Source organism: Aurantiacibacter sediminis (assembly GCF_016019885.1).
Classification (GTDB): Bacteria; Pseudomonadota; Alphaproteobacteria; order Sphingomonadales; family Sphingomonadaceae; genus Alteraurantiacibacter; species Alteraurantiacibacter sediminis.
Genome location: NZ_JAEANY010000003.1, coordinates 71,443 through 91,193, shown reverse-complemented (window position 1 = coordinate 91,193; position 19,751 = coordinate 71,443). Strand labels below are relative to the sequence as shown.

The window sequence follows — 19,751 nt, the reverse complement described above, 5'->3', positions numbered from 1 at the left end:
CGCAGGACCCCACCGATCGTTGCCGCTTTTAGTCCCTCTGTTTTTTGGCGGAGGGTTTCGGTCCCTTGGGGCCCTTGTGCGGCTTACCCTGCTTGTCACGCTTGCCCGGCTTGAACGAACCTTTGCCTTTGTCCGACTTCTTGAAATTGCGCTTCGCCTTTACCCGCGGTCCGTCGCCATGCGACTTTCCGTGTCCCCGCTTGCGATTGCCGCGAGCAACTTCACGAGGCCCGCTTTCAGAGCGTTCGATCAGCACCGGATCCTCGTCATCGTCACTCTGCGCAGAGCGTGCGGCGGCATCGGCGAATTTGTCGGCAATCTGGCGCGGGATCTGGAAAAAGGTTTCGTCCGGCCCGATGCGGATCGCGCCGATTTCATTGCGGGTGATGTGACCCCGGCGGCAAAGCAGCGGCAGGATCCAGCGCGGATCGGCGTTCTGGCGACGGCCCAGCCCCATGCGGAACCACACCGTGTCTTCAAAGCCTGGGCGATGGCGATCCTTCTGGGCCTCACGCCGCGCTTCGGGCGTATTGGCGATCAAATCTTCGGGTTCGGGCATGCTCGCACGGTGCGCCTGCACCAGCATGGCGGCGATCTCTACCGGAGTGCGTTCTGCCAGCAGGCGCTCAGCGAGTTCCCGATCGCCGTCATCCACCTCAACCGGCGCAAGCAGCTTTTCGAGAAGGCGCTCGCGGTCTTTCGCCTTGATGGCATCGCGATCGGGCGCGTCGGTCCATTCGGCCGTGATCTTGGCGTGGCGCAGCATGGATTCAACGCGCTTGCGCCGCGAAAACGGCACGATCATCACCGCCGTGCCTTTGTTTCCCGCGCGGCCTGTACGGCCGGAACGGTGCTGCAAAGTCTCGGCATCGCGCGGTATCTCGACGTGCACAACAAGGCTCAACGTCGGAAGATCGATGCCGCGCGCCGCCACATCGGTAGCGACACATACGCGGGCACGGCGATCGCGTAGCGCCTGGAGCGCCTGATTGCGTTCCTGCTGCGAATGCTCACCGGAAAGGGCAACGACCGCAAAGCCGCGCTCCTGCAATGTGGCGTGCAGATGGCGTACCTTCTCGCGTGTTGCGCAGAACAGGATCGCCGTTTCGGCCTCATGGAAGCGCAGCAAATTGACGACCGCATTCTCGATTTCGGGCGGCGAGACGGTGACGGCCTGATAGGCGATATCACCATGTCCGCGCCCTTCGCTGATCGTCGCAATCCGCAGGGCATTCTGCTGGTAACGGCGCGCCAGCGCTTCGATCGGGCGCGGCATCGTGGCGGAGAACAACAGCGTGCGGCGGGTATCGGGTGTCGCGTCGAGGATTTCCTCCAGCTCTTCGCGAAAGCCCATGTCGAGCATTTCATCCGCCTCATCGAGAACGACGGCCTTCAATTCCGACAAATCGAGCGCGCCGCGCTCCAGATGATCGCGCAGACGCCCGGGTGTTCCCACCACGATAGTCGCGCCAGAGCGCAGGTTCTTGCGTTCCTGCTGCGGGTTCATGCCGCCGACACAGGTCGCGATGCGGGCGCCCGCCTTGGCGTAGAGCCACGCGAGTTCGCGGCTGACCTGCAAGGCCAGTTCGCGCGTCGGCGCGATGATGAGTGCGGCGGGGCGGATTGCAAAGGAGATTGTGTCTTCACTGCCGAGCAGGTCCTCGGCCATGGCAATACCGAATGCGATGGTCTTGCCCGATCCGGTCTGCGCGGAAACGATAAGATCGCGGCCCGCGGCATCGGGCTGCATCACTTCCGCCTGGACGGGTGTTGCGCTTTCATAGCCGCGCTCGGCAAGGGCAGCCTCAAGACTGGCGGGAAGGGGAGGGAATTTCATCTATCGAACCTAAACTAAAATGACCGCGCCAGTTCAGCGTGAACGGCGCGGGCACGCCGAAAAACGGCGTGCGGAAGCAATCGCAATTGCGTGATTGCGGCCCCCATAGGCGCACCGGAGGCGTTTGGCTCGCAAATTCTTGGCGTGCTGGCCGAATTGCCCTGTTTGACGGATGCCAGCATCGCGTTAGACAGACCCTTCATGGTCTCCAATTCGCTCCCTCCGCCGCCTGCACTCGATACTCTCAATGAAGAGCAATCGATTGCGCTTTTCCTCGATTTCGACGGAACTCTGGTCGACATCGCCGACACTCCGGATAGCATCGAAGTGCCGGGCGATCTTTCGCAGCGCCTCGGCTCGTTGCATGAACGATTGGAGGGCAGACTTGCCGTGGTGAGCGGGCGGGCGCTCGCCGATCTTGAAAAGCATACGGGTGAGCTCTCCGTTGCGCGGGCTGGGTCCCACGGGAGCGATTGCCGGGATGCAGGCGGTGCGGCGATCGGTGCGGAACCGAAGGATTTGGCGAAAGACACGCGCGATAGCATCGCTGAGTTTGCCGAAGCCCACGGCTTTTCCCTGGAGGTGAAGACCCACGGGGCGGCGCTACACTATCGGTCCGACCCGACGCTCGAACATAAAGGGCTGCAATTTGCGCAGGCTCTTGCGGAAGAGCGGGGCATCATCGTGAAGCAAGGCAAATGCGTGATCGAATTCGTGGCCGACGAGGCGAACAAGGCGAGCGCGGTGCGTGCTTTCATGGAAACAACGCTCTTCGCTGGGTCTACGCCTGTCTTCATCGGCGATGACGTCACAGACGAAGACGGCATGCGCGCCGCGAATGAATTGGGCGGGTTCGGCATCGCCGTGGGGGATCGGCCGAGCGAAAACGCGCGATACGGTCTTGCCAGTCCTGCTGCAGTGCACCATTGGTTGCAATTGTGAGTGATACATTAGCGAGCGAGCATCAAAGCAGTCTTGAGCTGTGGCCCATTGGCAATTGTCAGGTCTCCGGCCTGATCGACACGCGCGGAGCGCTCGTCTGGGGCTGTGTCCCACGTGTCGATGGCGATCCGACATTCTGTGCGCTTCTGAACAGTGATCAGCAGGATGCCGGTACCTGGCGCTTCGAGCTGGAAGGACAGGTCGGCGCGCGGCAGGAATATATCCGCAATACGCCGATCCTGCTGACCACGCTTAAGGCGGAAGACGGCAGCGCTGTCGAAATCCTTGATTTCTGTCCGCGATTTGAAGGTAAGGGCCGGATGTATCGCCCGGTCGCCTTCTCCCGCATCGTGCGCCCGGTGTCTGGAAGTCCACGTATTCGGATCATCTTGCGCCCGATGAAGAACCACGGCGCGGCGCTCGCAGAAACCACCAATGGCACCAATCACATTCGCTATCTGCTCGGCGACCAGGCGCTGCGGCTTAGCACCGATGCGCCAGTGGGCTACATCCTCGAAAACCGTACCTTTCGCATCGAAGGCGATACGCATTTCTTCCTTGGTCCGGATGAACCCTTCACGGGCAATCTGCGCGAAGAAATCCGGCGGATGGAGCAGAGCACGCGCAAATACTGGCAGCACTGGTCGCGCGGGCTAGCGACACCCTACGAATGGCAGGATGAGGTGATCCGCTGCGCCATCACGCTGAAGCTCTGCCAGCATGAAGAGACCGGCGCGATTGTGGCGGCGCTCACGACCTCGATCCCTGAAGCGCCCGGCAGCGAGCGAAATTGGGATTACCGCTACTGCTGGATCCGGGACAGCTATTACACCGTGCAGGCCCTGAACCGGCTTGGCGCGCTCGATGTGCTAGAGAAATACCTCGGCTATCTCCGCAATATCGTCGATGGCGCGAAAGGCGGGCAGATCCAGCCGCTCTATTCGGTGATGGGCGAGGGCGAGCTGAATGAAACCACAGCTGCCTATCTCGCTGGTTATCGCGGCATGGGGCCCGTGCGCATCGGCAATGCCGCCTACAAGCAGATCCAGCATGACGCCTATGGCCAGATCGTGCTTCCTACCGCACAGGGTTTCTTCGACCGTCGCCTGCTGCGCATGGCGGATGAGCGCGATTTCGAAAGTCTGGAGGAAGTGGGCGAGGCAGCGTGGAAAATGCACGATCAGCCCGATGCAGGCCTGTGGGAATTCCGCACCCGGCAAGAGGTTCATACCTATTCCGCGGTCATGAGCTGGGCGGCCTGCGATCGCCTGTCCAAGGTTGCCGAACAAATTGGCAAGCCGGACCGCGCCGAATTCTGGCGTGAGAGGGCGAAAGCGATCACCGAGAAGATCGAAGACAAGGCGTGGAAAGAAAACGGGGAAGGCGGACATTACGGCGCCAGCTTCGAAAGCGATTACCTCGATGCGAGCCTGCTCCAGCTGCTCGAACTGCGCTATGTCGAGCCTGACGATCCGCGGTTCGTCGCCACATTCGAGCAGATCGAGCGCGAGCTTCGGCGCGGCGAACACATGCTGCGCTATGCCGCAGAGGATGATTTCGGCGCGCCCGAAACGGCCTTCAACATCTGCACCTTCTGGCTGATCGAAGCACTGGCACTGATGGACCGCAAGGATGAAGCGCGCGAGCTCTTCACCACCATGCTCGGCCACCGCACAAAGTCAGGCCTGCTGAGCGAGGATATGGACTTCGAAACCGGCGAATTGTGGGGCAATTTTCCGCAAACTTACTCGCTCGTCGGAACGATCAACTGCGCTGGCCTGTTATCGAAGAGTTGGAACACGATCCGCTGAACAGGCGGGCTAGGGGAAATTTTGCCAAGACTTGTCGTCATTTCGAACCGCGTCGCCGTACCCAAGGCGCGCGGGGTGGCTGGCGCGCAAGGAGGGCTCGCCGGCGCGCTCAATTCCGCACTGAAAGCCAATGGCGGCATCTGGTTCGGATGGTCGGGGCAGGAGACGGACAAATTCACCGGCAGCGTCAATTACGTCCGCTCGGCCGAAGGCGTCACCACTGCCACAATCGACCTCGAAAAGCAGGACATTGAGGAATATTACAACGGCTACGCCAATTCGACCCTGTGGCCGCTCTTCCACTACCGCATCGACCTCGCTCGCTACGAGCGCGAATTTGCCAAAGGATATGAGAGGGTTAACGAGCGGATCGCAGAAAGCGTCCTGCCGCTGATCGAGCCTGACGATCAGGTGTGGGTGCACGATTATCACATGCTGCCGCTCGCCGAGCGCCTCCGCAGCATGGGCACCGAGAACCGCATCGGCTTCTTCCTCCACACGCCGTGGCCGCCGACCAATCTGTTCGTCTCGCTGCCCTATCACGAGCGACTGGTGCGCGCGATGCTGCATTACGATTTGCTCGGCTTCCAGAACGACACCTGGCTTGAGAGCTTCCTGCATTATTGCGGGAAGGAACTGGGCGCTGAAGTGCATCACGAGACCGGCGCGATTACCTTCGAAGGCCGCACGACCTATGCCCGCGCCTATCCCATCGGCATCGATTTCGATTTCTTTGCGAGCAAGGGCGAAACCGAAGATGCGGCGAAGGCGGAAAAACGCCTGATCACCTCAACCCGCAACCGCACCGCGATGATCGGCGTCGACCGGCTCGACTATTCGAAAGGCCTGCCCGAACGGCTCGACGGAATTTCGCGTTTCTTCGACCGCTATCCAGAGCGTGTTCGCGATCTTGTTTTTATCCAGATTGCGCCGCCCAGCCGCGAAGACATCGGCAGCTATCAGGATATTCGCGCCACGCTCGAGCAGAAGGCGGGTCAGATCAACGGCGCGCGGAGTGAAGTCGACCTCGTGCCGGTTCGCTACGTCAATCGCGGTTACAGTCAGGAAGAGCTGTTCGGTTTCTACCGCGCTTCCAAGATTGGCCTGGTGACGCCGTTGCGTGACGGAATGAATCTCGTTGCGAAGGAATATATCGCTGCGCAGGATCCTGCCGATCCCGGGGTGCTGATCCTCTCGCGCTTTGCGGGGGCCGCCCAGCAGCTCGATTGCGACGGGGAGGGCGCTTTGCTGATCAATCCGCATAGTTCGGATGATTTGGCGCACAATATTGCCAAGGCGCTCGATATGCCGCTGGAGGAGCGCAGGATGCGCCACCAGAACCAGCTGAAAAGCGTGCGCGAAGAGAATATTCAGCGCTGGACGGACAATTTCGTCAGCGATCTTGCCAGTCTGGCGAGCTAAGCTTCAGAGCAGCCGCGAGCTGGATGGCGGCATGACCGGTTCTGGATCTACATCCGCGAAGAGAGCCCGGCCACCGCGCCGGGCACCTGCCTCTCGCGAGCGGAGCACCTGCCTGACGCGGAAGATGAGCATTTTCTCACTGAACGGCTTGCGGATGTAATCCTGTGCGCCGTTGTAATAGGCGACCTGCTCGTCCTTGATACCGTGCACGCCTGTCAGCATGACTACCGGAATGTCGAAGAAACGCGGACTGTTACGCAGGCGGCGCAGCAGCGAGCTCCCATTTTCGCCCGGCATATTCTGATCGAGCAGTATAAGATCGGGCTTGCGGCGGGTAAGCACCTGCAAAGCCGCTTTTGTATCGCTGACCCAGCCACAGGCATGGCCCGAATCGATCAATATCTGTGCGGCGTGTTCGGCAATGATATCGTCATCGTCGACAACGAGTATATAAGCCATGTTTGGTCCTCCTCGGGCCAGCTTGCCACACTAATGCCGCAGGACTGTCGAAGAGGCGTATATGGTTGCCTAGTCAGTAACCCTTACAGGCCAAAGACCGTGAGAATTGCTATTCCCGCAAGGCCGATCAGGGTGATCTGGGAAAGGCTGAAAAGGGCAAAGCGAACGGCGACCTTGTTCCAGGTGGCCTGCACCACTGAATGCGTGACACGCAATGCGACATAGCTCCAGCCCAGCAATGCCACCAGGCCGTTTCCGGCAAGGTCGGTTTCAGGCTGCGTGCTCAGCAAGGCGAGCGTCAGCATGATTGCATAAAACACCGTAGGTGCTTCATGCAGGTGGTTGAAATTATGCGCTTTCCATTGGGTTCTCGGTTCAAGAACCTTTTCGAGCGACATGTCGCGATCCTGCGCAAGACTGTCCGGATCCACCTTGGCGGCGGCCATTGCGGGAAGGCGCGTGGCATACATCCAGAGGCACATCACGAGCGTCCAGACGACGAGCGCCACGACGGGTTGGAGGATGGTCACCATGGTGGGTCTCTCAAATCGTGAGTATCAGGGCGCGCACGGCGAGGAACAATAGGATCACGCTGCCGGCCGTGAAGATCAGCAACCGGACCGGTATCGTGTTTACGAGCGCCTGCCACAGCGAGTGGATGACGCGCAGCACAACATATGCCCACGCTAGCACCAGTTCGAAGGAGCCAGCACCCGCAAGCGCAAGGATGAAGACGACGGCATAAAAGACGGTCGGCTGCTCCATCAGGTGGGTGTAATTGTGCGCCTTCCAGTTCACCTCGTCGGGGATCAGGCCTTCAAGGTCCTGTCCGCGGCCACCGGCCCTGGATTTGCTCACCATGCCGCTGCTGCCCTTGGAGGCGCGCATCTTCTTCATGGCCGGAAAGCGCGTTCCCGCCATCCAGAACAGCATGATCATGGACCAGATCGCGAGCGCCGCTGCCGGCGCGAGAAATGCAGTGTTCATGGGAAAAACTCCTCCCCGTTCATGACGGGCGAAAAGGTGACCGCCTGAAATTAGATTGTCAATTGCAACCTATCTTGTGTCCACCATGGCGGTTCAGCCTTGCAGGACTGCTGCGAAGGATGCTGCATCCACATTGCCGCCGGTTATCATCACTGCCGTCGCATCGTCGACTTCGACCTTGCCGGCAAGGACAGCCGCCAGCGCAGCTGCACCGCCCGGTTCCACCACGATGCGCAGATGGGAAAAGGCGAAGCGCTGGGCATTGCGAATGTCTTCTTCCGAAACGCGCGCCCATTCGCGGCAGTGCTCTTTCATGACGTTGAAATTGATCGGGAAGGTGCGGAATGTCTGGATCGCGTCGCAGGCGGTGGGCGGCGGATTGTCGCCCACGCTCTGGATTTCGCCCGTTTCGAGGCTGCGACAGACATCGTCCCATCCTTCGGGCTCGCACGGGATGACGCTTGCATCGGGGCAGGCGAGGGCAAGCCCCGCTGTCAGGCCGCCGCCTCCGCAGCATGCCAGGATGCGCGACACCGGCCGATTGGTTTGCGCCAGCATCTGGTCGGCGATCTCGATCCCGGCGCCGCCCTGGCCTTCGATGACCCACGGATCGCCATAGGCATGGGCGTAGACCGCGCCTTTCTCTTCCGAAAGCGCCTTCGCGATCTCCTCGCGGTTTTCAGTCATGCGATCGTAGGTGACGACACGTGCGCCGTAGCTGGCCGTGCGCTCCAGTTTCACACGCGGGGCATCCTCCGGCATCACGATGGTGGCTTCGATGCCAAGTTCGCGTGCGGCCCAGGCGATGCCTTGCGCGTGATTGCCGCTGGAAACGGCGACAACCCCGGCAGCTTTCTCTGCATCGCTGAGGTCAGTCAGCCTATGCCACGCGCCGCGTATCTTGAAAGCTCCGATAGGTTGCAGGCAATCGGCCTTGGCGTAGACGGTTCTGCCTTGCGCTTCGAAGGCCAGCAACGGGGTCGGCGGCAGGATCGCGGCGATCTTCTCGGCAGCGCGGATCACGCCTTCGCGGGTTGGCTCTCGTTGGGTGTTTTCCATCGTCACGATGTCTTAGGCCTTTCCTACAAACTGTCACGCAGGTCATTGCGGCGAAATGCTTTCGATCCGGTGTTTTTCCGCAGAATTTCGCGCCTTTGCAGGACCCGCATGCGCGATGGAGTTTTGCCCTCAGGACACTGTCACACCTGTCACACCTTGCCTCTTTCGGCGAAATCGGGAACGGGGAAGTCATATGACCCGTTTTGCGGGCAAACCGGACAGGAGTTTCCCGATTCATGAATGACAAGCCCATCAACGACACCCGCAAAGCTGAACTGCTGAGCACCGAGGTCGAACACATCGACATCACCAGCTTCGACGCGCGTCCCATCGTTGACCAGATGAAGAAGATGAGCTTTACCAGCCGCGATCTCGCCAATGCGACCGGCATCTACAACCAGATGCTGGCCGACAAGGATTGCACCATCTTCCTCGTCATCGCCGGTTCCACCAGCGCGGGCGGCTGCATGGATCTGTATGCGGAGCTGATCCGCAACAACATGGTCGATTGCGTGGTGGCGACGGGCGCAACGATCGTCGACATGGACTTCTTCGAAGGGCTTGGACACAAGCACTACCAAGCACTGGAAGTGCCCGATGATGACACGCTGCGTTCGCTCTATATCGACCGGATTTACGACACCTATATCGACGAAGAGCAGCTGCAGGATTGCGACTTCACGATCAACAAGATCGCCAACGACCTGCCGCCGGGGCCGTATTCCAGCCGCGCGTTCATCCGCGAAATGGGTAAGTACCTTGTCGAGCATGGTAAGAAGGAGAACAGCCTCGTCAAACTCGCCTACGAACATGACGTGCCGATCTTCTGCCCCGCCTTCGTGGACAGCTCCGCCGGGTTTGGCCTGGTGAAGCACCAGGTCGACCAGATGGAGAAGGGCGAGCCTTATCTGATGATCGACGCAGTGGCCGACTTCCGCGAGCTGACCGACATCAAGATCAAAGGCGGCGAAAGCGGCCTGCTGATGGTCGGCGGCGGTGTGCCCAAGAACTTCATCCAGGATACGGTCGTCTGTGCAGAGATCCTCGGCCATGAAGATGTCTCGGTGCACAAATACGCTGTGCAGATCACCGTCGCCGATGTGCGTGACGGCGCCTGCTCATCCTCGACGCTTCAAGAGGCGGCGAGCTGGGGTAAGGTCTCGACCGCGATCGAGCAGATGGTGTTCGCAGAGGCGGGTTCGGTCATGCCGCTGCTTGCCAGCGATGCCTACCACCGCGGCCACTGGAAAACCCGCGACAAGCGCCGTTGGGCCAACCTGTTCAATAAGGACGCCTAAATACCCGTTAGCGGCTCGCGGCTGTTCAGTTCCTTGGCGAGGTCCGAAATGCGCGCGAATTGATCGACGGTGCGCTGGATCAGCCGCCGATCATCGTCGGCATCGATGCTGCCGCTTTCGAACATATTGCCGGTCTTCAGGGTGACGACGAGGCTGCCTTCATGGAAGATGGTGGCAACACCTTCGCCGCGATAGCTGCGTTCGAGAGCGATGAGCCGCTCGACATAGAGCGGATCGATAAGATGCCGCGCCTCGACCTGATCGGTCGTGTAGATATCGAAGCGGTCTTCGAAATCGGGATGAGTCATGTCGGCATAGTCCAATTCCATACCGGCGATCTTGATGCTGTCCCGCTTGCCGCCGAAAAAGGTGCGATGGGCATTGTCGCGGACCAGCAGCGTGGTGCCGTGAAAGCGGCGCTTGTAACCGATGCTCATCACCACGCCTTGAAACACGGTGACCCAGCGGCGGTTCTTGCCAGAGCCCCGTCGCTCCTGCAGCTTCGCTTCTTGCAGCATGAAAGGGATGCCGCCGATGTCGCCGCTCCACTCGTCTTCGAAATGAGAGCGATTATGACGCGGTAATAGCTTGCACGCCTTGGCCAGTTCGACTGGCATGCCCGGTTTGCAGTCATGCGAATATGCGAGACCAAGCGTATCGGCGATCGCATCGTTGATGCCGACCTTTACGTCCTTGATCGCTTTGAAAACCGGCGCCTGCGCCCAGGCAATCCCGATGCCGCCGAGCAGGAATGTCGCCCAGATCATGATCCCGGCATCGGGACGGAAAGTGATCCAGATGAAAACGAGGAAAGGCAAGACGATGGCCAGCGCGATGAAGCGTCTGTTCCACGTTTTCTTCTTGGCCTCTTCGCGAACAGCCTTCTGCTCTTCCAGCCACTGCCCCAACTCGCCCGCCAGCAATGCATCCACATCCGGACGCTCAATCATTTGCCCAATCCCCTTTTCCTTGGCCCGAAGTCATGGCACAGGTCGATTTACAAATGGAAGGGTAGGGTAAACTCATGGAATTCATTTTGCTCGGGATCGCAGTGGTTCTCGTGATACTCGGGATCGGGATCTACAATAAGCTGGTCGCCCTCCGGCAGAATGTAAATCAGGGCGTGGCGGATATCGATGCGCAGCTGCGCCAGCGCCATGATCTTATCCCCAATCTCGTCAGCACGGTGAAAGGCTATGCCGCGCATGAGCAGGAGACGCTGGAAAGCGTGATCGCCGCGCGCAACCATGCCGCCAGCGGATCGATCAATTCCGCCGATGAGCAGACCCTTCGCGTAGCGCTAGACAAGCTCCTCGCGCTTGGGGAAGCCTATCCAGACCTAAAAGCTAGCAGCAATTTTCAGGAACTTCAGCGGGAGCTATCCGATGTAGAGGATAAGCTTGCTGCTGCCCGCAGGGCGCTCAATGCTGCGGTGTCACGCTACAACACCGGGCGTGAGAGTTTTCCGGCGGTTTTGTTCGCCGGAATGCTTGGCTTCGAAGAGGCCGATTTCCACCGGTTGGACGACAGCGAAAAGGGTGTTGTTGACCAAGTGCCGAATGTTCAATTTTCCTGACCGATCTGCGTCTTCGATTTCACTTGCAGTTCAGCGAAAGCGATCTATACGCGCGCTTTCGCTGCCCCATGGGACACCCTCCGCAAGGCAGCCTGCTTTGAGCTTTTTGGTTTAACGCCTTAGGGGGTCCCTTGAATTGCACCAATATTCTGATGCCAAGGCTGTAGTTCGCGCACTCGCGCCGGACGAACCCGTTATCCTCAATCGCCCGCATGCTGCTGCGCGCGCCGCCCGCTTCTTCACCGAGAAGTTTCCGGGCACATCGATGTATGCGGTAAAGGCAAATCCGTCGCCCGATCTTATCCAGATCCTGTGGGACAATGGCGTTACGCATTACGATGTCGCTTCGATTGGTGAAGTGCGTCTCGTACGCGGCCTGCTGCCGGACGCGACGCTGTGCTTTATGCACCCGGTCAAGACCCCGCGCGCGATCAAGGAAGCCTATTTCGATCACGGGGTGAAGACCTACAGCCTCGACACGGTCGAAGAGCTGGAAAAGATCGTCGCCGCGACCACCGATGAGCATGGTAATGCCGCGAGTGATCTGAACCTGCTGGTCCGCCTGCGCGTGTCATCCGAGCATTCGCAGCTTTCGCTCGCGTCCAAATTCGGTGTCGACCTTGCCGATGCCGCGCCGCTGCTGCAAGCGACACGTCAGCATTGCGATGCGCTGGGCGTCTGCTTCCATGTTGGCAGTCAGGCGATGACGCCATTCGCCTATGTGCAGGCGCTGGAACGCGTTCGTGCCGCGATTGCAGAGGCTGCGGTCACTGTGGACATTGTCGATGTCGGCGGCGGCTTTCCCAGTGTCTATCCCGATCTTGAACCGCCCGCGCTGGAAGATTTCTTCGTGATGATCCATCGCCATTTCGAAGCGTTGCCGATTTCCTATTCGGCGGAACTTTGGGCAGAGCCCGGCCGCGCACTTTGCGCCGAATATTCCTCCATCATCGTGCGCGTCGAAAAGCGTCGCGACAATGAGCTTTACATCAACGACGGCTCTTACGGCGCCCTGTTCGATGCAGCCCATGTCGATTGGCGCTTCCCGGTACGTGCACTGGAAGACGATTTGATCAAGCCGTTGACCGAGTTCGCCTTTTATGGCCCGACTTGCGATGATGCCGATTACATGAAGGGTCCCTTCATGCTGCCCGAGGACATTCAGGCTGGTGACTACATCGAAATCGGCATGCTCGGTGCATACGGCGCGGCGATGAAGACGGATTTCAACGGTTTTGGCGCAGTCGAAGCGGCCATCGTTGAAGACGAGCCCATGGCCAGCCTCTATCGCGGCGATCGTCCCGATCCGCGCGCCAGCGACAATGTGGTGAGCCTGCGTTAAGGCCAAGCGAGGGAGCTATGCCCTCGAAACCGTAACCTGCATGAATTGCGGCTGGCTTTTCGGCGCGCCTTCTTCGCCTAGCGAAAGCGGGTAATTGCCGGGCGGCAGCGCGGCGAGCGGCATTCCGGCAGCTGCGAGAGCGTAGGGCGAGATACGGTGACGGGTCACAAGGCCGCCGGCTCCATCGCTGACCAGCGGTGTTTCGAATTCGACAGCGAAAGTCGCGTCTTTCGATCGCGCCACTGTGCATACGACCAGTTGTCCTGCACCCAGATCGAGCACGAGGCCCGTTCCCTTGGGCACGCCGACGAGCCCTTCAATCAGCGAACCGGTCTGCGACAGGTCCTTCATGACGGCATCATAGCGATGATCTTCATGAATTACGCCGATCCGGCGGAAAACGCTGCGGCGTTCCGGGCGGTATGTCTCCGGGCCATTGGGTTCGATTTTGAAACCGCCCGTGGCGATGCCTTCTAGAATCTGATCCTGCGGCAGGGCTTTGGAATAGATCCAGCCCTGAACGTATTGCGCGCCCTTGTCGCAGACGACTTTGAGCTGATCGAAGGCCTCGACACCTTCCACCGTCGTTTCCATTCCGAGCGCCTTGGACAGGCCGATGATAGCTGTGATGATTTTCGAGCTGTTCTCGTTCTTCTGGGTGCAGGTATCGACGAAGCTCTTGTCTACCTTGATCTTGTCGAAGGGGGCCGACCGCAAATAACTAAGCGAGGAATAACCGGTCCCGAAATCATCCAGCGCAAGCCGCACGCCAAGGCCCTTTAGCGTTTTGAAAGTTGCATCGGTCGTTTCGGTATCGCCCATGAAGACGGTTTCGGTCAGTTCCAATTCCAAGCGGTCGGGATCAATGCCGGACTCAGCGATCGCCTGCGTCACGATGGCCGGAAAGCCTTTATTGGCGAATTGCTTGGCCGAAACATTCACCGCGACGCGCGCCTTTTCCGGCCACTGCATTGCGTCCTCGCACGCGCGGCGCAGCGCCCACTGGCCTAGCTGGTTGATGAGGTCCGTTTCTTCGGCTGCGGGAATGAACACGCCGGGGCTGACAAAGCCGCGACCGGGATGCTCCCAGCGCATCAATGCTTCAAATCCGACCACATGATTGTCCGATGTTCGGACGACAGGCTGGTAATGCAGATTGAGCTGGTCCGTGGCGAGCGCCTGGCGCAGATCGTCGAGCAATTCGCTGCGTTCCTGCTCAACGCCTTTTAGATCGGCAGAATAGAAGCGATACGTGCCGCGTCCGCTATTCTTCGCGGCGTACAGCGCCAGGTCGGCATTGTTGAGGATTTCCTCGGCTTCGACGCCATCATAGGGCGCAACCGATATGCCCACCGAAGCGCCGATGATCGCGCGCTTTCCATCGATCTGGTAGGCGGAGGACAGCATCTGGATGATCTTGTCCGACAGATCGCCCAGCGTGCCGCGGTCATCGATGTCAGGCAGGATGAGTTGGAATTCATCGCCGCCAAGTCGACCGATCTCGCCTCTGTCACCGACGATTGCGCGCAAGCGCTCTGCGACCTGCCGCAGCAATTCGTCACCGGCAGGGTGACCCATCGTGTCATTGACCTGCTTGAACTTGTCGAGATCCATCATCATCAATGCGCAAGATCTTTTGGCGCTCTTGTATGCGGCCAGAGTGCTCTCAAGCTTGCGGTTCATGCGATGACGATTGGCAAGGCCAGTAAGCGAATCATATTCTGCAAGGCGCGAGTCCTCGCGTGCGCGCTGATAGGCCTGCGTGATGTCTTTCGCACTGCCGCGATAGCCGAGGAATTTGCCGCTTTTGTCGAATTTGGGATGGCCGGAAAGTGCCCACCAGCGCTCTTTGCCCGCGGCCATACTACGCTCGGCAATCAGGCGTGCAGGCAAATCGGCAATCTTGTTGCGGGCCTTAAGCTGGAAATTGAGCGGTCGGTCCGAGCGGTCTGCATTGTCGGGGTCGATTTCGAACAGTTCGGCCAGCGGATTGTCGAGAAGCTCGTCCAGACCCTCTTTCAAGTGCTCGGCAGCGCTGGGAGAGAAGTAGATCAGGCGATCGTCCTGGTCTGTCGCCCAGATCCACGATAGCCCTGTGCGCTCATAATCATCGAGTATCTCGAGGCGGCGCTGGGCATCTTCGGCAGAAACGACGCGGGCAGCAGGCTTGGAGGCGCTCGATCCGCCAAAGCCTCTCAACAGATTGCCAACAGCCATAATTCGTCCGCGATTATCCTTTGCGCCGGGTTTCCCGGTCTTCTGCATCGATTATGGCGGATTTTGGTTACTATGGATTTAAGATTGGGTGGCGAACACCACCGCGAAACTACGCAGCTTCGCGCAATTCCAGTTCGAGCCGATCCCAGATTTCGACAAGGGCTTCAGTCAGCTCAGCCATCATCGCTTCGGTATGGGCGGGGCCGGGCGTGAAGCGCAGCCGCTCCGTACCGCGCGGCACTGTGGGGAAGTTGATCGGCTGCACATATGCACCGTATTCGGCGAGCAGGATGTCGCTGATCTTTTTCGCCCGCACCGGATCGCCTACCATCAGCGGGACGATATGCGTGGTGCTGTCCATCACCGGCAGTCCGGCATCGCGGAAATGCTTTTTCAGAAGCGCGGCATTGGCCTGCTGTGCCTCGCGCTCTGCGCTGCTTTGCTTGAGGTGGCGAACGGCCGCCAGCACGCCTGCAACAAGCGCGGGGCTGAGTGAGGTGGTGAAGATAAATCCGGGCGCGTAGGAGCGAATGCAGTCGATGACTTTCTGGCTGGAGGCGACATAGCCGCCCATGACGCCGAACGCCTTGCCCAGCGTACCTTCGATCAGGTCGATGCGGTGCGCTGCCTCGTCTCTCTCCGAAATGCCGCCGCCGTGATCGCCATACATGCCGACAGCGTGCACCTCGTCGATATAGGTGAGGGCGTTGTACTTCTCTGCGAGGTCGCAAATCGCGTGGATCGGCGCGACATCGCCATCCATCGAATATACGCTTTCGAATGCAATGACCTTGGGCGTATCGTGATCTTCAGCGGCCAACAGCTCTTCGAGATGGGCGAGGTCATTGTGCCGGAAAACACGCTTTTCGCAGCCTGAATTGCGGATCCCGGCGATCATGCTCGCATGGTTCAACTCATCGGAGAAGATGATGCAGCCCGGCAGCAGCTTCGCGAGCGTCGACAGCGTGGCGTCGTTCGAGACATATCCGCTGGTGAAAAGCAGCGCGGCTTCCTTGCCGTGAAGCTGTGCCAGTTCCTGCTCCAGCTGGACATGGTAATGCGTGTTGCCGCCGATGTTACGCGTGCCGCCGGAGCCTGCGCCAACATCGTGCAGCGCCTCTTCCATCGCGCCGATGACCTTCGGGTGCTGGCCCATTGCCAGGTAATCGTTTGAGCACCACACGGTGATGGGCTTCGGGCCATTATGCCCTGCAAAGCAGCGCGCATTCGGGAATGCGCCCTTGTTACGCAGAATATCGATAAACACACGGTACCGACCTTCGGTGTGAAGGCGGTCAATCGCGGAATCGAAAATCTGATCGTAATTCAAGGTCAGCGTCCAAACGGCGCCGTGCGTAGCGGGCACGGCCATTTGCGAATGCCACTTAGTCAAACATCGCGGGTGTTTGAAGGGCGAAGTTTGCGAGGGATTCTCAACAAATCGCAGCTCCGAGGGGAGGCGCATCCACACCTGCCCGAAAACACGTATCAGAACTGCGTAACGCTGCCGATGCCGTAGGGAGCAAGAGCGGCTGGGAGCGCGTCATCCACCGCGCCGGTCACGACTGCTTTGTCGGCATCGCTTCGCTCAAATGTTTGTCCCTGAGTAAGCGATGCGATGCGCTTCGCAATGCCCTCTGCGCCATCGATGAACTGCACGCCAACTTTCATCTGCGCGGCCAGTTCCGCCTGCACAAGCGGGAAGTGCGTGCAGGCGAGCACCACTGTGTCGATTTCCACTCCATCGGTAGTGGCTTTCATCCCCGCGATGGCGCGCTCGAAGATAGCCACGTCCGGCGTATGGCCGCGCAGCTTGGCTTCGGCAGCCCCGACCAGCTCAGGCGCGGCGTGGCGGATCAGGCGTTTGTCCTGAGCAAACTTCGCTTCAAGGTCGTCGACATATCGCTGACGTATCGTTGCAGCCGTGCCGAGGAGGCCGATCGTGCCTGTCTTGGTAATTGCAGCAGCTGGCTTGATCGCCGGGACGGTGCCGACAATCGGGACATGCAGCACATCCCGCACCATGCCGAGCGCTATGGTCGATGCGGTGTTGCAGGCAATGCAGATCAGGCGCGGGTAAAATCGCTCGCTCATCCGGCCCAGCAGGCCTGCAACCCGCGCTGCGATCTCTGCCTCGCTTTTCTCGCCATAGGGCAAGCCGGCAGTGTCTGCGGCGTAGATTACCGGCGCATCTGGCAGCGTCTTTCGCAGGGCGGACAGCACCGACAGCCCGCCCAGACCGGAATCGAACAGCAGAATGGGAGAGGAAGCGGGAATTTCCATGTGGCTCATGCGCGTAATGGGTTCCTCCGATTTCGACAAGTTTGGGCTTTCCCAAGTGTTTGGCGAAAGGCTAGGGTCCTGCGCATGGATCATGTGCTCGCTTTGCTGCTCGGTTACATCTCGGGCTCGATACCCTTCGGTCTGCTGCTCGCAAAAGCCGCTGGCAAAGGCGATATCCGCTCGATCGGATCGGGCAATATCGGCGCTACCAATGTCCTGCGGACGGGCAGCAAATGGCTCGCAGCGGCGACGCTCCTGCTCGATTTCGCCAAGGGGCTGGTGCCAGTGCTGATTGCTTTAGCAATCTTTGATCAAGGCACTTCGCTGCCAGAAGCATCATGGGGGCCGGTTCCGCTCGCGGCCATCGGAGCTGTTCTGGGTCACTGCTTCCCGGTCTGGCTAGGCTTCAAGGGCGGGAAGGGCGTTGCGACAAATGCAGGCGTCAGCTTTGGCCTCGCCTGGCCCATCGGCCTTGCCTATGCCTTGGTGTGGATTGCCGTGCTGGCCATCTTCCGCATCAGTTCCGTCGCCGGAATGAGCGCGGTTTGCGCCGCTGCTATCGCCGCAGCTGTGCTGGGCTACGAGCATTTCATCACCGTCCTCGCAGCCATTGCCGTCCTCATTATCTGGCTGCACCGCGCCAATATCGGGCGGCTGATGCGCGGTGAGGAACCGAAAGTCGGCAGCAAGACGTGAGCGAAGCGGTGACTACCAATCCGGAGCGGATTTCGCAGGAAGAGGCGTTCGCCCGCATTCGCCTGCTGCGCTCCGCCAATATCGGCCCGGTCACCTATTTCCAGCTTCTCAAACGCTTCGGTAAGGCGGTGCAAGCGCTGGAGGCTTTGCCCGACCTCGCTCAGCGCGGGGCGAAGCGCGACTACAAGCCTGCGCCTCGTGTACGGATCGAAAACGAAGTCAGCGTCGCGCGCGGGGCCGGGGCGCGCTATGTTTTTCATGACAGCCCCGATTATCCGGCTCTGCTTGCAGAAATCGATGGAGCGCCGCCGATCATCACCGTTCGGGGCGATATGGCCTTGGCGGCAAAGCCATGCGTCGCGATGGTCGGTGCACGCAATGCCTCTGCCGCAGCGGTAAAATTGGCGCGCGATTTTTCTCGTGAGTTGGGAGAGGCGGGCTTCACCGTCGTTTCCGGTCTCGCCCGAGGAATCGACGGTGCTTGCCACGAAGGCGCGATGCCGCACACCATCGGGGTGATCGCCAGCGGAATCGACATCGCCTATCCGCCGCAGCACGCCAAATTGCAGGAGCAGATCGCCAGCGATGCCTTGCTCATCGCAGAAGAGGCGCCGGGTACGCAGCCGCGCGGCCAGCACTTCCCGAAGCGCAATCGCATCATCGCAGGGCTCGCCATCGGTACGCTTGTGGTCGAAGCGGCGCCGCGCTCAGGGTCGCTCATCACCGCGAGATTAGCGGGCGAAGCGGGGCGCGAAGTCATGGCAATCCCAGGAAGTCCGCTCGAAGCGCGCAGTCAGGGCTGCAACCACCTGATCCGCGAAGGCGCTGTCCTGGTGCAATCGGCAGAGGATGTGGTGGAGCTGCTTTCCGGCTTCGATGGCGTGCCACGCTCGCGCTTCCGCGAACCCGTTCACACCGCAGATTTTCTCGATTTCGAGGCAGATGAAAGCACCGACAGCGCCGATATCGCCAGCATGCTCACCACCGCTCCCGTCGCCGTGGATGAGCTGATCCGCCAATCCGGCGAAAGCGCCGGCGCTGTGCAAATGGCGCTCCTGGAGCTTGAGATCGCAGGAAAACTCGTCAGACATGCAGCCGGACGCGTCAGCCTTGTCGGCTGAGCGGATTGGTGTGGGTCGGCGAAAATGGCGTTTATCCAGGAAAAGCAGGCGAATGTCGGCGAATTGCTCGGTGGGGCTTTTCGCGCGCTCGGCACAATCAAGCGTGAGCTGGCGATATATTTCCTGATCTTTGCCGCGCTAACCTTGCTGCCCACGAACAGCCTCATTCCTGACTTTCTTTTCATGCTCGCTGTGCTGGCCGGCTATTTCGTCGCGCAATACATGCTGTATCAGGCGATGCTGCGCAAAGCCGGGATGATGCATGACAGCGGCTGGCGGACAGTCGAGTTCGCCGTATTGGCCGTGCTGCTGTCCATCCCCATTTCAATCGGTCTCAACTTCTTCGTCATTCCGGGCCTGATCCTGATCGGCAAATGGATCATGGCGCCGACTTTCCTCGTCGCGCGGCGGCAGAACTTGATCGAGGCTATCGGCGATAGCTGGCGCGCGAGCTACAATAACACCGTTCATCTGACGCTTGCTGCCACGCTGATCTGCACCGTCTGGATTATCGCCTTCGGTGTGCTGACGGCCTTGGCAGAGCTCGCCGGAATTTACTTTACCGACGACCTAATCTGGATATGGGTGCACGTACTGCCGGTGATGCTCGCTGGCCTTTCGATGGCAGCTTACGAGAAGTTAAGTGACGAGACGGCGACGCTGTCCGAAGTCTTCTCTTGATTTTGCAGCGTCTGCGCTTC

General features: G+C 59.8%; 18 protein-coding genes. 9 read left to right on the top strand and 9 right to left on the bottom strand.

What is annotated here, in order from left to right:
* Positions 1–28: 28 nt before the first annotated feature.
* Positions 29–1,837 (bottom strand): DEAD/DEAH box helicase, encoded by a 1,809-nt coding sequence (locus I5L03_RS09730; protein WP_197921598.1) that lies wholly within the window; start codon positions 1,835–1,837, stop codon positions 29–31.
* 201 nt (positions 1,838–2,038) lie between these two features.
* Here I5L03_RS09730 and otsB point away from each other — a divergent pair, with 201 nt between their 5' ends.
* Genes otsB through I5L03_RS09715 form a run of 3 tightly spaced genes read left to right on the top strand, consistent with a single transcriptional unit; the run spans position 2,039 to position 6,012 of the window.
* On the top strand, positions 2,039–2,779 hold the full coding sequence (otsB, locus tag I5L03_RS09725; RefSeq protein WP_234035193.1) for a trehalose-phosphatase: 741 nt from the start codon (positions 2,039–2,041) through the stop codon (positions 2,777–2,779).
* The gene (locus I5L03_RS09720) at positions 2,776–4,590 is read left to right on the top strand and encodes a glycoside hydrolase family 15 protein (protein ID WP_325100157.1); all 1,815 of its coding nucleotides are present in this window, start codon (positions 2,776–2,778) and stop codon (positions 4,588–4,590) included. The genes otsB and I5L03_RS09720 overlap by 4 nt, the downstream gene beginning before the upstream one ends.
* Before the next feature lie 21 nt (positions 4,591–4,611).
* A complete protein-coding gene (locus I5L03_RS09715; RefSeq protein ID WP_197921596.1) occupies positions 4,612–6,012 on the top strand; it encodes an alpha,alpha-trehalose-phosphate synthase (UDP-forming) in 1,401 nt (466 codons plus the stop codon).
* 3 nt (positions 6,013–6,015) lie between these two features.
* Here the strand turns inward: I5L03_RS09715 and I5L03_RS09710 are convergent, their stop codons facing one another.
* From I5L03_RS09710 to I5L03_RS09695, 4 genes are all read right to left on the bottom strand, one after another.
* Entirely contained in the window at positions 6,016–6,471 is a 456-nt protein-coding gene (locus I5L03_RS09710) for a response regulator transcription factor (protein WP_197921595.1), read from the bottom strand.
* Between the two features lie 83 nt (positions 6,472–6,554).
* Complete coding sequence (locus I5L03_RS09705; protein WP_197921594.1) at positions 6,555–7,004, bottom strand: MAPEG family protein; 450 nt, start codon at positions 7,002–7,004, stop codon at positions 6,555–6,557.
* Positions 7,005–7,014: 10 nt separating this feature from the next.
* A complete protein-coding gene (locus I5L03_RS09700; RefSeq protein WP_197921593.1) occupies positions 7,015–7,458 on the bottom strand; it encodes an MAPEG family protein in 444 nt (147 codons plus the stop codon).
* Positions 7,459–7,551: 93 nt separating this feature from the next.
* On the bottom strand, positions 7,552–8,517 hold the full coding sequence (locus I5L03_RS09695; RefSeq protein ID WP_197921887.1) for a threonine ammonia-lyase: 966 nt from the start codon (positions 8,515–8,517) through the stop codon (positions 7,552–7,554).
* A gap of 236 nt (positions 8,518–8,753) precedes the next feature.
* On the opposite strand from I5L03_RS09695, the gene I5L03_RS09690 reads away from it, so the two are divergent.
* Positions 8,754–9,815 carry a 1,9-bis(guanidino)-5-aza-nonane synthase gene (locus I5L03_RS09690; RefSeq protein WP_197921592.1) on the top strand — a complete coding sequence of 354 codons (1,062 nt, stop codon included), beginning with the start codon at positions 8,754–8,756 and terminating at the stop codon, positions 9,813–9,815.
* On the opposite strand, the gene I5L03_RS09685 is transcribed toward I5L03_RS09690, so the two are convergent.
* Positions 9,812–10,765 carry a DUF3137 domain-containing protein gene (locus I5L03_RS09685; RefSeq protein ID WP_197921591.1) on the bottom strand — a complete coding sequence of 318 codons (954 nt, stop codon included), beginning with the start codon at positions 10,763–10,765 and terminating at the stop codon, positions 9,812–9,814. The genes I5L03_RS09690 and I5L03_RS09685 overlap by 4 nt on opposite strands.
* A 74-nt stretch (positions 10,766–10,839) precedes the next feature.
* Here I5L03_RS09685 and I5L03_RS09680 point away from each other — a divergent pair, with 74 nt between their 5' ends.
* The gene (locus tag I5L03_RS09680; protein WP_197921590.1) at positions 10,840–11,391 is read left to right on the top strand and encodes a LemA family protein; all 552 of its coding nucleotides are present in this window, start codon (positions 10,840–10,842) and stop codon (positions 11,389–11,391) included.
* 136 nt (positions 11,392–11,527) lie between these two features.
* Positions 11,528–12,733 (top strand): type III PLP-dependent enzyme, encoded by a 1,206-nt coding sequence (locus I5L03_RS09675; RefSeq protein ID WP_197921589.1) that lies wholly within the window; start codon positions 11,528–11,530, stop codon positions 12,731–12,733.
* Positions 12,734–12,748: 15 nt separating this feature from the next.
* On the opposite strand, the gene I5L03_RS09670 is transcribed toward I5L03_RS09675, so the two are convergent.
* From I5L03_RS09670 to murI, 3 genes are all read right to left on the bottom strand, one after another.
* Complete coding sequence (locus tag I5L03_RS09670; protein ID WP_197921588.1) at positions 12,749–14,950, bottom strand: putative bifunctional diguanylate cyclase/phosphodiesterase; 2,202 nt, start codon at positions 14,948–14,950, stop codon at positions 12,749–12,751.
* Between the two features lie 109 nt (positions 14,951–15,059).
* On the bottom strand, positions 15,060–16,280 hold the full coding sequence (hemA, locus tag I5L03_RS09665) for a 5-aminolevulinate synthase (RefSeq protein ID WP_197921886.1): 1,221 nt from the start codon (positions 16,278–16,280) through the stop codon (positions 15,060–15,062).
* Between the two features lie 158 nt (positions 16,281–16,438).
* Positions 16,439–17,233, bottom strand: coding sequence for a glutamate racemase (gene murI / locus I5L03_RS09660; protein WP_197921885.1), 795 nt, complete (start codon positions 17,231–17,233; stop codon positions 16,439–16,441).
* A gap of 84 nt (positions 17,234–17,317) precedes the next feature.
* Between murI and plsY the strand changes: the two genes are divergently transcribed.
* From plsY to I5L03_RS09645, 3 genes are read left to right on the top strand one after another with little or no spacing between them, the layout of a single operon-like run.
* Positions 17,318–17,929, top strand: a complete 612-nt coding sequence (gene plsY, locus I5L03_RS09655; protein ID WP_197921587.1) for a glycerol-3-phosphate 1-O-acyltransferase PlsY — start codon at positions 17,318–17,320, stop codon at positions 17,927–17,929.
* Entirely contained in the window at positions 17,926–19,050 is a 1,125-nt protein-coding gene (gene dprA, locus I5L03_RS09650; protein ID WP_197921586.1) for a DNA-processing protein DprA, read from the top strand. Before plsY ends, dprA begins: the two co-directional genes overlap by 4 nt.
* Before the next feature lie 24 nt (positions 19,051–19,074).
* Positions 19,075–19,731, top strand: a complete 657-nt coding sequence (locus I5L03_RS09645; protein WP_197921585.1) for a hypothetical protein — start codon at positions 19,075–19,077, stop codon at positions 19,729–19,731.
* The last annotated feature ends 20 nt before the right edge of the window (positions 19,732–19,751 follow it).